Here is a 15,497-nt window from a genome sequence, read left to right as displayed (position 1 = left end):
AAAATAGCAACACCCCCAAAGCAACGGCTTTGGGGGTGTTGTGCGTTATACAGAATATTTGTTCAATGCGTTTTATTGAAGCCCATTGCCTAGAGCAATTTCACAGTGAAACGGCTCTGATGGAAATTACTGTTGTTTACCTGGGAAGGTTATAAAGAACTGGGCTGCGAATACCCATTGACTCACGCGCAAGGGCATGGCACTTTTTCCTTCATTTTACAATAAACTATTGGCAGGCAAGTGCAACCTACACGTGTTTGCAAACTCAGAATCTCACCTTATCATCCTTTTTTGGGAGGCTACGCATGTCGGCAACGGGTTCATCCAATCAATCCAAAGGATTTTTGAATACAATTGAGCGCATAGGCAACGCCATGCCAGACATTACCATGCTCTTTATGTATGCCCTGGTGGTGTGCTGGGTGCTTTCTTTTGGTCTGTCCTTCATCGAGTTCAACTACATTCACCCGGTAACCAAAGAGAAGATTCGCATTATCAACATGTTTCAGCCCAAGGAGATTGTGGACTTCATTCTCCTTATGGTGAAAAACTTTATCAGCTTCCCGCCCCTTGGCATTACCATTGTGGCCACCCTGGGCATTGGCATTGCCGAAGCCAGCGGCTTTGTGCAGGTTGCCATTAAAAAGCTGCTTTCCATAACGCCCAAATCGGCCCTTACCCCTGTGGTAGTTATTGTAAGCATTATCAGCCACATGGCTTCCGATTCTGCCTATGTTATCCTTATGCCTGTGGCAGCGCTCATGTTCCACGCTTCCGGCAGGCACCCCCTTGCGGGCATTGCCGCCGCCTTTGCCGGCCTGGCCGGGGGCTTTACCGCCAGTTTCACCCCCTCCATTATTGACCCGGTCATGCAAAGCTTTACCGAAAAAGCCGCCCGCATTATGGACCCCAGCTACAACGTAAGCGTGCTGTGCAACTATTTTGTTAGCCTTGCTGGTACCATTGGTGTTGTGGCAGCCGTGTGGTTTGTTACTGAGCGCATTGTAGAGCCACGCCTGCGCCGTTCCATGCCAGTAGATAGCACCATGAAAGACAGCGCCGCCGCTGCCCTGCAACAAATTACCCCTGAAGAAAACCGCGCCTTTCGCATTGCAGGGCTCACCCTTCTGCTCATGATGGCCGTGGTATTTGCCATGCTCATGCCTGTGGATTCCATTCTGCGTGCCCCAGATGGCAGCCTGACCAGCCCCAAAGCCCCCATTATGCAGGCCATTGTGCCTCTGATTTTCCTGTTTTTTGCCATTCCCGGCCTTATCCATGGCTTTATGGTACGAAAGTACCACAGCTCACGTGACGTAACCGCCGCCATGGAGCGGGTTACCCAGTCCCTGGTGTCCTTCATCGTGTTCAGCTTTTTCGGTGCCCAGTTCCTGTATTCCTTCGGGCACTCCAACCTGGGCACCCTGCTGGCCCTTTCCGGGGCCGACCTGCTGCGCTCCCTTGCCATGCCTTCCGGCTTTACCGTGCTTGGGGTTATCATTCTCACAGGGTTCCTGAACCTTATCATTACCTCCGCCACCTCCAAGTGGGCTATTCTCGCCCCGGTGCTGGTGCCCATGCTCATGGCTGTTGGCATTGCCCCGGAGCTGACCCAGGCCGCCTTCCGGGTAAGCGATTCCGCCGTAAACGTGTGTACCCCCATGTTTGCCTTTTACCCGCTCATTCTTACCTACTGCAAGCACTACTGCCCCAAGGCAGGGGTGGGCACCTTAAGTTCCATGATGCTGCCCTACACCTTTGCCCTGCTCATTGTGCTTACCGCAGCCCTGTACCTGTTCTGGGGCCTGAACATTCCCCTTGGGTTTGACAGCTCCTTTACCTGGGCACCCCCCACCCCGCAGTAATATTTGGGGAGGCTCTGCCTCCCCAAACCCCTCCTTTCTACGCTCTAAAGGCGGGGTAGGTGCTTCGGCGGCAAAGCCGCCTGCGCCCCGCCTTGTCGCTCCACAGCTCGCTATGCTCGCGACTGCCGTCGGCTTTAGGGTATAGTGGGGGTCAAGGGGCGTCACGTCCCTTGCAGGGGGCTGGGGGATCAGGGACACAGGCCCTGTGCAACGTCCCCCAATAAAAGTCAACAAATCAGTTGGCAATGGTTCTTATGCAGGAGAATACTATGAAAACACTAGACAAACAACTTACCGATAACTTCTTCCGCTATGCTGCGGTGACCAGCCAAAGCGACGCCGCAAGCCCTGCCGTGCCCAGCACTGAAGGCCAGCGCGAACTTGGCAAACTGCTGGTGCAGGAACTGCAAGCCCTTGGCCTTGTGGATGTGCACATGGACGAGCACGCCATTGTCACCGCCCGCAGGCCCGGCACTGTTGCCAGCGCCCCTGCCATTGGCTTTGTGGCCCACCTGGACACGGTGGACGTGGCTATTTCCCCCCATGTGCACCCCCAGGTGCTGCACTTTACCGGGCAAGACCTGTGCCTGAACAAAGAACAAGACATCTGGTTCCGGGTAGATGAACACCCGGAAAGTGCTCCTTACAAGGGGCAGGACATTATTTTCAGCGACGGCACCAGCGTGCTTGGGGCAGACAACAAAGCCGCCATTACCGTTATTATGACCCTGCTGGCTAACTTGAAGGCGGAAAACCCGCCCATGGGTGACATGTATGTGGCCTTTGTGCCAGATGAAGAAATAGGCCTGAAAGGGTCCAACAAGCTGGACTTACAGCGCTTTCCCGTGCAGTTTGCCTACACCATTGATTCATGCGGCCTGGGCGAAGTGGTGTATGAAACATTCAACGCAGCGTTTGCCACCCTTGAAATTACGGGCATTACCGCCCACCCCATGTCTGCTAAAAACGTACTGGTAAACCCCCTGCGCGTGGCCCACGACTTTATGGGCTATTTCGACAGGCGCGACACCCCGGAACACACCGAAGGACGCGAAGGCTACTTCTGGTTTACCGATATGGTAGCAAACCCCAACAAGGCCGTGCTGCAAATGGCCATTCGCGACTTCGACAAAGCCAGCTTTGAAGAACGCAAGGCCTTTATCCAGCAGGCAGCCACGCTGGTGCAAGCCCGCCACCCACGGGCCAAGGTTACCTGCACCGTGACCGACGTGTACAGCAACATTGCCAATGCTGTTGGGAAAGAAGGGCACCCTTCCATTGCCCTTATTTTTGAAGCCATGCAAGAGCTGGGCATTACCCCCAACGTCATTGCCATGCGCGGCGGCACAGACGGTTCCGCCCTTTCTGCCCGTGGTCTTGTTACCCCCAACTATTTCACCGGGGCGCACAACTTCCACTCTCCTTTCGAGTTTCTGCCGGTGCCCTCTTTTGTAAGTTCTTATGAGCTTACGCGCCGCATTTGCGAGCTTAACGCCAAGAAACGCTGAGTTATTCCGTTAGGGGAGGTTTCTGCCTCCCCTAATTTGGCTCCCTTCTCTGTCTGCCTTCCCTGTCAATGGATGTCCTCCATGCCAACTCAATTTTCTGCTCCTCCCTCAAATATTCCGCCCGCCTTTACGCAGGCTTTAGGCCTGCATAATGGCAGCCTGGTCGCCATTATCGGTTCCGGCGGTAAAACCACCCTTATGCACAGCCTTGCCAGAGCCAATGCCGTGCAGCGTGCCGTGCTATGCACCACCACCACAAAACTGTGGGAACCCCTGCCGGAGGAATGCCCGTTTTGTCTGCTGCCTACCTTGCCCTGCGCACAGGGCATTACGGCTGGCCCCCTGGCCCGGCACTTTCCCCACGGTACGGGCATGTGCACCATTGGCAGCGCCTATGCAGAACAGCCAGCAACCCAAAACAAGCAAGGCGCGCACTCCCCCCACCCCCATGCCATGCTGGCAGATGGCACCCCCCGCAAAAAAATTATCGGCTACCCGCCGGAATTGCTGGACGCATGGTGGCCCACCGTGCAGGCAAGTGCCTTTACTGAAAGCATCCTTTTAGTAGAAGCAGACGGTTCAGCCGGGCGGCCCGTGAAGGCCCATTCCCCTAAGGAACCCCTTATTCCCGCTGCCACCCAGGTGGTTATTGGGGTAGTGGGCCTGTGGGGCCTAGGGCAGCCCCTGCATGAAGACACCGTGTGGCGGCCAGAAATTTTCGCCCAGCGCAGCGGCCTTCCCCTTGGTGCCCCTATAACACCACGCGCCGTGGCCCAGGTAATTACCCATGCCCAAGGGCTGTTCAGCCGCGCCCCAGCCACAGCGCGAACTCTGTTATTCCTCAACGGGGCAGAAACACCTGCAACCCTTGCCCTGGCGCACGAAGTTGCCCATGAAGTGAGCAAGGCCGCCGCCGCCACACGCAATGCTTCAGGCAGTGCTTCTGGCACCCAGGCCCTCACCCTATTTGCAGGGTCTGCCCGCACATTGCAAGGGGAATGCCTGTGTGTGCACCCGGAATAGCCGCCCTGGTACTGGCTGCGGGGCAGGGTTCACGCTTGGGGGGCAGCAAGCAATTGTTGCCCTGGCAGGGCAAGCCCCTGCTGGCCCACGTGCTGGAACAAGTGGATGCCCTGCCAGCCATACACCACAAAGCCTGCATTGTGGGCCATGCCGCCCAGGCCGTGCAGGAAGCTGTGCAGGGGTATGCTGGCTGGCAATTTTTGGAAAATACCCATTGGGCGCAAGGCCAAAGCACTTCCTTAGGCCTTGGCCTGCACTGGGTGCAAAGCCTGCCTCAGGGGGAAGGTGTGCAGGCCGTGCTGGTGCTGCTGGGAGATATGCCCCTGGTGCTACCCGCCACCCTGCACGCCCTTATAGACGCTTTTTCCCTGGCCCAGCAACAGAGAAGGCCTGTGCAGGCGGTGCTGCCCACCTACCAGGGGCAACGGGGCAACCCCGTGCTGCTGGGGTGCAGCCTGTTCCCTGCCTTGGGTGCCATTACAGGCGACGCAGGCGCGCGGGGTGTGCTTGCCACCCTGCAAGAAAAACTGCTGCTGCCCGTGCCAGACCCTGGTATTCTGTACGACATCGACACCCCGGAAGCCTACGCCAAGTTACTGTGCAGCCCAAAGAATCCAGAGTAAAATAATCCTTTTAAACCTGTATAAAATGATATAGAAAGCGGCTGGCTTGATGTTGGTTCCCCACCATGGCTATTGCCACATGCTTTACAGTAAAAGACAATGCGCAGCCGCAAAAGTGAACGGGCAAGAAACAATAGCCGCCTAAAATAACTCCTCTTTTTATAAATCAAAATGATAAAATACCCCACCCCCCGTGTATCAATGTGATAATTTTATCAATTTGATACACGTTCCCCATAGCTGAAAAGTTCATACAATACACTAATATTATTGAGCTATCATAGCATATATGGAGTGGCACAATCCTTGCTTGTATCACTTAGGAGCAAGCGGATTTAAAAACTCCCCTACTGCCCCATATTGTTCCACACCATAACCATAAAAGAGAGCATATAATGAGCAAGTGCACCGTAATCGCTACTGAAAAAGCCCCCGCCGCCATTGGCCCCTATTCCCAGGCCATTGCCACCAGCGACCTTGTGTTCACCTCCGGCCAGTTGCCCATAGACCCAGCCACCAAGGCCATGCCAGAAGGCATTAAGGAACAGGCCACCAATTCCCTTGCCAACGTAAAGGCCATTTTGGAAGCTGCCGGTACCAGCCTGGACAAAGTGGTAAAAACCACTGTGTACTTGGTGGACATGGCAGACTTTGCTGCCGTGAACGAAGTGTACTCCAGCTTTTTCAGCGCCCCATTCCCTGCCCGTAGCTGCTTTGCCGTTAAGGCCCTGCCCCTTGGTGCTAAGGTAGAAATTGAAGTGGTTGCTGCACGCTAGGGAACCACTCAGTTTTACGTTTGGCTACGTTACTTGCTTTTTTTAAAGCGGGGCAGGACCAAAGCGTCCAGCACCCGCTTCAAAAAAAGCTCGTGCCTTGCCAAACCCAAAACTGAGCGATTCCCAACGCCACGCAATCCGTCCATCCTTAATACCACCCTGCTCATACAATACCAACAGGACGCACTTTCTGCCTTTAACGGCTGCCATAAGACCATTGCAAAATAATCGTAGAGCGGTTCCCACAAGGAAGGCTTTCCCAAAAGCACGCAAAACGCACAATTGCAATGGTCTTATACACACAGGGTACTCAGACCCACGCTTTTCGTCACTGCTGGAGGGAAGAACATGATTATCATTGGAAACGGAACCTTGCTTGCCAACACCGCAGAACACGCTGTTACCAAAAACGGTGCTGTAGCTGTTTCCGGCGGCCTTATTCAGGCAGTGGGTGAAACCACAGCCCTGCGGGCACAATTTCCGGGCCACGAATTTATAGACGCCAAGGGCGGGCTTATTATGCCCGGGCTTGTAAACACCCACCACCATTTTTACAGCGCCCTGGCCCGGGGCATGATGATAAAAGACCCCAAGGTTTCCAAAAACTTCAATGAAATTTTGGAAAACCTGTGGTGGAAAATAGACAAGGCCCTTACCCTTGAAGATGTGCGCCTGAGTGCTGAAACCACCATGGCAGACTCCATTAAGTGCGGGGTTACCACCATTGTGGACCACCACGCCTCTTTTGGCGCCATTACCGGCAGCCTGGATACCATTGCCGATTCCGCCCTTTCCATGGGCGTGCGGGCCTGCCTGTGTTTTGAAGTTTCCGACCGCTGCGGCAAAGAAGCTGCCCTGGAAAGCATTGCCGAGAACAAGCAGTTCCTGCAACGCGCCAAGGCCCACAAGGAAGGCATGCTGGCAGGGCTGTTTGGCCTGCATGCTTCCTTCACCCTGTGCGACGAAACCCTGAAGGCCAGCAAAGACGCTGCCGGGGATGCGGGCTTCCACGTGCACGTGGCAGAAGGCGCTGCCGACGTGGAAGACTGCCTGCAAAAGCACGGCACCCGCGTGGTGGAACGCCTGGAACGTTTTGGCATTCTTGGCCCCAAAACCCTGGCTGTGCACTGCATTCATGTGAATGAAGCGGAAATGCAAACCCTTGCCCGCACAAACACCACCGTGCTGCACAACCCGCAGTCCAACATGAGCAACGCCGTGGGGTGCAGCCCCCTGCTTGCCCTGAATGCCCATGGCATTCGCCTTGGTCTTGGCACAGACGGCTACACAAACTGTGTGCTGGAGTCTGCCAAGGCAGCAGGTTTACTGCAACGCCACCACCTTGCCGACCCTTCCGTGGCCTGGGGTGAACCCTACACCTTCCTGCGCCAGAACAACCCGCGCATTGCCGGGGAAATGTTCGGCACCCGCCTTGGGGAACTGGCCCCCGGCGCTGCCGCAGACATTATTATAGTTGACTACGACCCCCTTACCCCGCTCATGCCGGAAAACATTGCAGGCCACATGCACTTTGGCCTGTATGGCCCCCTGGTGCACACCAGCATGATCAACGGCAAGCTGGTCATGCGCAACCGCGAACTGTTGACCATTGACGAGAAAGCCATGCGCGCCAAAAGCCGCCAATTGGCAACAAACCTCTGGGCTAAACTATAATCTCGCTACGCAAAGAATAAAGGAGACGTGTTTTGACACAATCTTCCGAAACACCACCAACCGACCAGCAAATGCTGTACCAGTTGGAAGGACGCCCAAGCCTGCGCGTTGCCCTGCCCATTGGGTTGCAGCACGTGTTCGCCATGTTCACAGGCAACCTTGCCCCCATTCTTATTCTGGCAGGTGTTGTGGGTGGGCTGAGCCACCAGGACAGGGTTATGATGATCCAGTGCGCCATGCTCATGGCTGGCCTTATGACCATGCTGCAAGTGTACCCCATTAAAATTGGCAAATTCCAAATTGGCGCTGGCCTGCCCGTGGTTATGGGCACCTCCTTTGCCTTTGTGCCCACCATGAAAACTGTGGGCGCAGCCTATGGCATTCCCGGTGTGCTGGGGGCAGCCCTGCTGGGCGGCTTTGTGGAACTGCTGTTCGGCATCTTCATTGGCCCCCTCAAACGCTTTTTCCCGCCCCTGGTTATTGGCTCCGTGCTGGTTACCATTGGCATCAGCCTGCTTTCCATTGGGGCCAACTACTTTGCTGGCGGCGTTGGCGCGCCGGACTTTGGCTCCTGGCAAAACCTGCTGCTGGGCTTTAGCGTGTTCGGCGTAATTACGGTGCTGAACCGCTTCGCCAAAGGCATGCTGAAAACCGTTGCCATTCTTGTTGGCATTGGCGTGGGTTATGCCCTGGCAGCCCTTATGGGCAAGGTGAACTTTGCCCCCATTGCCGCTGCCCCCTGGTTCGACCTGCCCCGCCCCTTGTACTTTATGCCTGAATTCCACATGGAAGCCGTTGTCAGCTTTGCTGCCGTGTACATTATTGTGGCCCTTGAAACCATGGGCAACACCGCAGGCATTACCATGGCCACCCTGAACCGCGACACCACCCCCCAAGAAACTTCCGGCACCATTGTTGCCGCCGCCGTGGGTGCCCAGGTGGGCGCACTGTTCAACGCCCTGCCCATGGCAGCCTTTGGGCAGAACGCTGGCATTGTTTCCATGACCAAGGTTATCAACCGTTTCAGCATTGCTGTGGGCGCTGCAGTCATGATTTTTGTGGCATTCTGCCCTAAAATCGGCACCGTGTTTTCTTCCCTTCCCCCCAGCGTGCTTGGCGGCGCGGTTATTACCGTGTTTGCCATGATTTTCCTGAACGGCGTAAAAATGATTTCCAAGGAAGGGTTTTCCGAATCCAACAGCCTAGTGCTGGCCATAACCTTTGGCCTTGGCTACGGCCTTGGCTCTGTGCCCGCAGCAACCGCCCAGTTGCCCGCGGCCCTGCACTTTATGTTTGGTGAACCCATTGCCGCTGTTTGCCTGTGTTCCGTGCTGGCAAACCTTATTTTTAACCCCACAGACAAAGCCATTTCGCATTAACGCACAGCCATGCAGGTGAACCCGCCTGCATGGCTTGTTTCATGCCAATACAGGCTTTTAATCTTTTCCAACCTTTTCCAGAGTAAGGAGACACCATGGCTAATCTTAAAACGATCATTTGCGGACTTGAGTTCCCCAACCCCATCATGACAGCCGCAGGCCCCGGTGCCAAAGACGCAGAACTGTGCAAGCAGGCAGCCGAAGGCGGCGCTGGCGGCATTGTGACCAAAACCATTTCTGCCAAAGCAGCCGACGTGCCCCGCCCCTGCATGACCCTGACCAACAGCGGCTTTCTGAACACCGAGCTATGGTCTGAACTCACCCCGGAACACTGGGTTGAGCATGAATACCCTGAAATTAAAAAGCTTGGCCTGCCCGTTATTGTGGGCCTTGGCTACACTGCGGAACAAATTGCAAAAGTCGCCCCCATGGTAAAGCCCTTTGCCGACGCCGTGGAAATGTCTGTGCACTACGTGGGCACAAGCATGGAACCCATGCTGGACGCCCTGCGCGCCGCAAAAAAAGCCCTGGATGTACCTGTGTTCATGAAAATGAGCCCCCACACCGACATTACCGAAATTGCCAAAGCTTGCGAAAATGCCGGGGCAGACGGCCTGGTTATGATCAACTCCGTGGGCCCCTGCATGGGCATTGATATTGAAACTGGCTTCCCCCTTATGGGCAGTGAAAGCGGTTACGGCTGGCTTACAGGCCGCGCCATTCGCCCCATTGCCATTCGCACCATTTTTGACGTGTGCGGCGCTGTGAAAATTCCGGTAATCGGCGTTGGCGGCGTGGCTGATGGTAAAGACGCAGCTGAAATGCTTATGGCTGGTGCTGCGGCTGTGCAAACCTGCACCGAGGCTATTCTGAAAGGCCCCGGCGTGTATGGCAAAATTGCCAAGCAGCTTTCCGACTTCCTGGACAAGCAGGGTTACAAAGATGTAAGCGAAATTGTGGGCCTTACCCGCAAAAAACTGCATGAACGCAAGCCCCGCAAACACGTGGAACTGCCTACCTGCGACCAGGAACGCTGTACAAAATGTGGCCTGTGCAAGGTAAGCTGTGTGTATGAAGCCATTGATATTACCGAAGCATGGACTGTGGACAAAGAAAAGTGCTTTGGGTGTGGGCTGTGCGTGAGTCGTTGTAAGCCTGCTGCTCTCCACATCGCCTACTAAGGAAACGCTGATTTTTTGATTTTGGCGGCGTTGCTTCACCTTTTTCCACGCGGGGCAGGACCGAAGAGTCCAGCCACCGTGTGGAAAAAGGCTCGCGCCTTGCCAAAACCAAAAACTGCGCGTTTCCTATGGTGCAAAAAAACTTGCGCCTTGCCAAACACAAAAACTGAACACTTCCACCGCGCCTGCCACTGCTAAAGGTAAATCCCTCACGCATCATCAAATAAATTTCCGTGGTGCCCCTTCCCCCTGTAGAAAAGGAACCACACCAAATTCCCCTCCGCAATGCGGAAGGGGCCCGCGTGTAACGCCAAGCAGCGCCGTAAGCAGATCTTCAGCCCTATTTACGGTGCTGCAAGAATGCGTGGCCAGCCGCATAAGGCAGCAAGCGCAAAGCAAATCACATTGCCACCTTCAAAACTGCCATTACAGCTAAGCAAACACTGATTAAATGGCATTTTTGAAACGCGCAGTTATTTCGTTTGGCAAGGCACGAGCTTTTTTGGAAACAGGAGTGACAATTCTGCAGGAAAGCGGAATTGGGAACTGCCCGCAGGGCGGGAGCCGAAGGCCGAGGCCCAGGACGGGCCGAGTCAACTCTTCCGTCCTCGACTGTTTCAAAAAAAGTGAAGTAACGCCGCCAAACGGAATAAATCAGCGTTTCTACCACAGCCATCACACGTACAATTTATATGGAGCCCCCCTATGTACACACTTCACGTCAACGGAAAGCAGGTAACCTGCCCGGTCAATAAAAAGCTGCTCCCCTTTCTGCGCGAAGATTTGCGCGTGACTTCTGCCAAAGACGGATGTTCCCAGGGCGCATGCGGCACCTGCATGGTGCTGGTAGACGGCAAGGCAACCCGCGCCTGCATTCCCTCCCTGGAAAAGCTGGCAGGCAAGCAGGTGGTGACGGTGGAAGGGCTTTCCCTGCGCGAAAAGGACGTATTTTCCTTCGCGTTTGCCGAAGCAGGCGCCGTGCAATGCGGTTTTTGCATTCCCGGCATGGTCATTAGCGCCAAGGGCCTTATTAACACCACCCCAAGCCCCACCCGTGAAGACGTGAAGAAAGCCCTGCGCGGCAACATTTGCCGCTGCACAGGCTATGTGAAAATTGAAGATGCCGTGCTTATGGCAGCCCAAATGCTGCGTGAAGGCACCGCCCTGCCCCACCGCAACTTTGCAGGCGTGCTGGGTGAAGATTTCCACCGCGTGGACGCCTACGAAAAGGTGCTGGGCACAGGCCAGTATGCCGACGACATGACCCTGCCCGGCCTGCTGCACGCTTCTGCCGTGCGCGCCAAGTTCCCCCGCGCCAAAGTGCTGCGCATTGACGCCGCCCAGGCCAAAGCCCACCCGCAATGCGTGGCTGTGTTCACCGCAGCAGACGTGCCCGGTGCCAAGCAGATTGGGCATTTGGTAAAAGACTGGGACGTAATGATTGCCGAGGGCGACATTACCCGCTACGTGGGCGACTCCGTTGCCCTGGTGGTAGCCAACACCCCTGAAGCGCTGGAAGAAATCAAAAAGCTGGTGCAGGTGGAGTATGAAGAGCTCACCCCCCTTACCAGCCCGCAGGAAGCCATGGCAGCCGGGGCCCCCAGCATTCACCCCAAAGGCAATATTCTGCGCCATGAACACTTGAAGCGTGGCGACGCCGCAGCCGCCATTGCGGGCGCTGCCCACGTGGTAACCCGCCATTACAGCGTGCCCTTTACCGAACACGCCTGCATGGAACCTGAATGCGCCATTGCCCTGCCCAAAGGGGAAGACGGCGTGCGTATTTACACAGGCGGCCAGGGCATTTACGACGAACAGCACGAAGTTTCCCTGATGCTGGGCATTGCAGCCGAAAAAGTACACGTGACTTCCATGCTGGTAGGCGGCGGCTTTGGCGGCAAGGAAGACATGAGCGTGCAGCACCACGCAGCCCTTGCCGCATGGCTGCTGCAACAGCCTGTTAAGGTAAAGCTTTCCCGCCAGGAAAGCATTATGGTACACCCAAAGCGCCACGCCATGGAAATGGAATTCACCACCGCCTGCGACGCAAACGGTATGCTGGTAGGCATGAAGGCCACCCTCATTTCCGACACCGGGGCTTACGCTTCACTCGGCGGGCCAGTGCTGCAACGCGCCTGCACCCACGCTGCCGGGCCTTACAACTACCAGAACATGGAAGTGGAAGGCACCGCCGTGTACACCAACAACCCCCCTGCCGGGGCCTTCCGCGGGTTTGGTGTTACCCAGTCTGCCTTTGCCACGGAATGCAACCTGAACCTGCTGGCTGAAATGGTGGGCATTTCCCCCTGGGAAATCCGCTTCCGTAACGCCATTCGCCCCGGCCAGGTGCTGCCCAACGGCCAAATTGCCGATAGCAGCACCGCCCTGGAAAACTGCCTGCTGGCAGTAAAAGACGTGTACGAGCAAGCCCCTTACGCAGGCATTGCCAGCTCCTTCAAAAACAGCGGCGTGGGTGTGGGCATTCCCGACACCAGCCGGTGCATTCTTTCTGTGGAGCAGGGCAAAATTCACATTCGGGCCAGCGCCGCCTGCATCGGGCAGGGCATGGCCACTGTTACCACCCAGGTGGTGTGTGAAACACTGGGTCTGCCCCCCTCCCTTATGGTGGCGGAAGCGCCAGATACCGTGCGCACCCCCAACTCCGGCACCACCACCGCTTCCCGCCAAACGTTGCTTACCGGGGAATCTACCCTGCGTGCTGCCCGGTTGCTGAAAAAGGAACTGGATGCTGGCAAAACACTGGCAAACCTTGAAGGCCAGGAGTTTTACGGCGAATACACCACCCAGACAGACCCCATGGGCAGCGACAAGCCAAACCCCGTAAGCCACGTGGCATACGGCTATGCCGCCCAGGTGGTACTGCTGGATAAAGAAGGCAAGTTGGAGCGCGTGGTGGCCGCCTATGACGTGGGCCGCGTGATTAACCCCAAGTCGGCCCAGGGGCAGGTGGAAGGCGGCGTGGCCATGGGCCTTGGCTATGCCCTGACAGAAGACTACCCGCTGAAAAACAGCCGCCCCCTGGCAAAATACGCCACCCTTGGGCTGCTGCGCGCCACGGAAGTGCCCCCCATTGACGTTGTTCTGGTAAAAACCAAGGACAATGGGGAATTTGCATACGGTGCCAAGGGCGTGGGCGAGCTTGCCACCATTCCCACTGCGCCTGCCGTGGCCGGGGCTTACTACAAGCTGGACGGCGTGTTCCGCACCAAGCTCCCCCTGAAAAATACCTTCTACCGGAAAAAGAAATAAGTGAAAACGCTCATTACCAATGCGCAAATTGCCACCAGCACCCAGATGGTGCAGGGCGATGTCCTCATTGAACATGGCAAAATCAGCCGTGTGGCCCCTGGCATTGCCGCCGGGGGCGCACGGGTGATTGACGCAGCAGGCAAATTTCTGCTGCCCGGCGGGGTAGACGCCCACACCCACTTGGACCTGGACACAGGCGCGGCGCGGGCAGCGGACGACTTCCTTTCCGGCAGCATTGCCGCAGCCTGCGGCGGTACCACCACCATTATTGACCACATGGGCTTTGGCCCCAAAGGCTGCGGGCTGGAGCACCAGGTAGACGTGTACCACGAGCTGGCCCGGCAATGCGTGGTGGACTACGGCTTCCACGGGGTTATTCAGCATGTGGATGCCACTGTGCTAGAAGACATGCAGCGCCTTATAGCGCGTGGCATTACCAGCTACAAGCTGTACCTGACGTATGGCTACAAACTGGCAGATGCTGACGTGCTTGCCGTGATGCAAAAAGCGCAAGAGCTGGGGCTTATGGTGTGCGTGCACTGCGAAAATGACGCCTCCATTGCCTTCCTTACCAAAAAATTACTGGCAGCAGGCAAAAGCGCACCGCGTTACCATGCCCAAAGCAGGCCCGTGCAGTGCGAGGCAGAAGCGGTATTCCGCATGCTCATGCTGGCAAAAATGGCCGGGGAAGCGCCACTGTATGTAGTGCACCTTTCTTCCGGCCTGGGGCTGCAAGCCATTGAGCTAGCCCGCCACAACGGGCAACAGCATGTGTTTGCCGAAACATGCCCGCAGTACCTGTTGCTTAATGAAAGCAGTTATGAAGACAAGCGCGAAGGCCTGAAATTTATTATGAGCCCCCCCCTGCGCACCGCTGTGGACAACGCCGCCCTGTGGCAGGGCCTTGCCAGCGGGCAGGTGGAAACCGTGGGCACCGACCACTGCCCCTTCCAGTTTGCCACCCAGAAGATGCAAGGCCTTGGCAACTTTACCAAGTGCCCCAATGGCGCACCCGGCGTGGAAACGCGCATGCAGCTCATGTTCTCGGAAGGCTTCATGAAAGGCCGCCTGACCCTGCCGCAAGTGGTGCAGGCCTGCTGCACTCGGCCTGCCAAGCTGTTTGGCATTGCCCCGCAGAAGGGCGATATTGCCCCCGGTGCCGATGCTGACCTTGTACTCATAGACCCCACCGTGCGCAGCAGCATTACCAAAGCCCACCTGCATGAGCGGGTGGATTATACCCCCTATGAAGGCTGGGAAGTGCAGGGCGCGCCGGTGCTGACCATGGCGCGCGGGGAAGTGATTGCCGAGAACGGCACGTTCGTGGGCAAGGCCGGGCGTGGGGTGTATTTGGAGAGGGGTTTGCCGAAGTTAGGGTAAGGCTACATACTTTGTGTTTTGTTTTGGGCGTGGCACGTTGGTAAAACTAGCCTTTTTCGCGCAGGCTGTGTTGGCGGCGAATTTTCCGGCGGGGCAGACCGTGAGGTCAGCCCCTTGCAAAATCCGCCGCCGCCTTGCCTGCACGAAAAATTCTATCTTTTCACCAACGCCCCGCCCAAGCACAGCCCCCTTGCTCGCGCCGTGAACGCGCAAAGCCGCGTCCCGCCACTCGCAGGGGCTTCGCTTTTTAAAACCTGGTACACTAACATCTCCACACAATGAGAATGCACAGGCAAGCCGCTACCTTCCCTGTGAAGCTCCCTCAGGACAACAGCAACGGGAACTGCGCATGTTCCCCCGTACTGATACTGCCCTGAAAAACGCCCCGGCCCATGTTCTGTAAAAGACACGGGCCGGGGTTTCCACGTCCAATTCTTCTGCAACTCAACAAAAATACGTATTGCCGATGCCACCAGCAGGCTCTTGTTGCTGTAGGCTATTCTTTTGAATCTCTGCCTTATTCGCCAACAAAAGCAAAGTACATGATGCCATTACATCTGCATAAAATTTGACAGAATTATAGTAAAATAGCAGAGCCAATGCATAAATAAATACTGTTATTATGACAATGACCCCCATAGTAAATCCACTTCTGTACATCCCAAAAAATACACCAAGAGGGAGGAGAAAAGCGATGGAACGACCATACATTAATTGGGTAAATGCAAAACTAGCGCTTTGCGCAATATGCCTTTCAGGAACTGTCGTTATGAACAGATATATAAATGAATCAAAAAATCGCATACTTACTATCTTAT

The 15,497-nt window shown here is 55.9% G+C and carries 11 protein-coding genes; 10 read left to right on the top strand and 1 reads right to left on the bottom strand.

Annotated elements, in window-relative coordinates:
* Positions 1 to 344 precede the first annotated feature (344 nt).
* The 10 genes from G497_RS0102275 to hydA all read left to right on the top strand — a co-directional run bounded on the left by G497_RS0102275 (position 345) and on the right by hydA (position 14,679).
* Positions 345 to 1,865, top strand: a complete 1,521-nt coding sequence (locus G497_RS0102275; RefSeq protein WP_211228731.1) for an AbgT family transporter — start codon at positions 345 to 347, stop codon at positions 1,863 to 1,865.
* Positions 1,866 to 2,134: 269 nt separating this feature from the next.
* A complete protein-coding gene (gene pepT, locus G497_RS0102270; RefSeq protein WP_027186932.1) occupies positions 2,135 to 3,373 on the top strand; it encodes a peptidase T in 1,239 nt (412 codons plus the stop codon).
* A gap of 81 nt (positions 3,374 to 3,454) precedes the next feature.
* Positions 3,455 to 4,396 (top strand): selenium cofactor biosynthesis protein YqeC, encoded by a 942-nt coding sequence (gene yqeC, locus G497_RS0102265; RefSeq protein WP_027186931.1) that lies wholly within the window; start codon positions 3,455 to 3,457, stop codon positions 4,394 to 4,396.
* Positions 4,378 to 5,019, top strand: a complete 642-nt coding sequence (locus G497_RS0102260) for a nucleotidyltransferase family protein (RefSeq protein WP_169726956.1) — start codon at positions 4,378 to 4,380, stop codon at positions 5,017 to 5,019. Before yqeC ends, G497_RS0102260 begins: the two co-directional genes overlap by 19 nt.
* Positions 5,020 to 5,414: 395 nt before the next feature.
* Positions 5,415 to 5,795, top strand: coding sequence for a RidA family protein (locus G497_RS0102255; RefSeq protein ID WP_027186929.1), 381 nt, complete (start codon positions 5,415 to 5,417; stop codon positions 5,793 to 5,795).
* Between the two features lie 348 nt (positions 5,796 to 6,143).
* On the top strand, positions 6,144 to 7,469 hold the full coding sequence (ssnA, locus tag G497_RS0102250; protein ID WP_027186928.1) for a putative aminohydrolase SsnA: 1,326 nt from the start codon (positions 6,144 to 6,146) through the stop codon (positions 7,467 to 7,469).
* A 32-nt stretch (positions 7,470 to 7,501) separates the two neighbouring features.
* On the top strand, positions 7,502 to 8,848 hold the full coding sequence (locus tag G497_RS0102245; protein ID WP_027186927.1) for a uracil-xanthine permease family protein: 1,347 nt from the start codon (positions 7,502 to 7,504) through the stop codon (positions 8,846 to 8,848).
* Between the two features lie 95 nt (positions 8,849 to 8,943).
* On the top strand, positions 8,944 to 10,029 hold the full coding sequence (locus tag G497_RS0102240; RefSeq protein WP_027186926.1) for a 4Fe-4S binding protein: 1,086 nt from the start codon (positions 8,944 to 8,946) through the stop codon (positions 10,027 to 10,029).
* 705 nt (positions 10,030 to 10,734) lie between these two features.
* On the top strand, positions 10,735 to 13,299 hold the full coding sequence (gene xdh, locus G497_RS0102225; RefSeq protein WP_027186925.1) for a selenium-dependent xanthine dehydrogenase: 2,565 nt from the start codon (positions 10,735 to 10,737) through the stop codon (positions 13,297 to 13,299).
* The gene (gene hydA, locus G497_RS0102220) at positions 13,300 to 14,679 is read left to right on the top strand and encodes a dihydropyrimidinase (RefSeq protein ID WP_027186924.1); all 1,380 of its coding nucleotides are present in this window, start codon (positions 13,300 to 13,302) and stop codon (positions 14,677 to 14,679) included. It abuts the gene before it with no gap.
* A 444-nt stretch (positions 14,680 to 15,123) separates the two neighbouring features.
* Here the strand turns inward: hydA and G497_RS16295 are convergent.
* On the bottom strand, positions 15,124 to 15,497 hold a 374-nt coding region (locus G497_RS16295; protein WP_034636253.1), incomplete at its 5' end, for a hypothetical protein.

The sequence above is a fragment of the Desulfovibrio cuneatus DSM 11391 genome, from assembly GCF_000430005.1.
GTDB classification, from domain to species: Bacteria; Desulfobacterota; Desulfovibrionia; order Desulfovibrionales; family Desulfovibrionaceae; genus Frigididesulfovibrio; species Frigididesulfovibrio cuneatus.
Note: the sequence above shows the minus strand (reverse complement) of the source record. Positions and strands in the feature narration are given on the sequence as shown.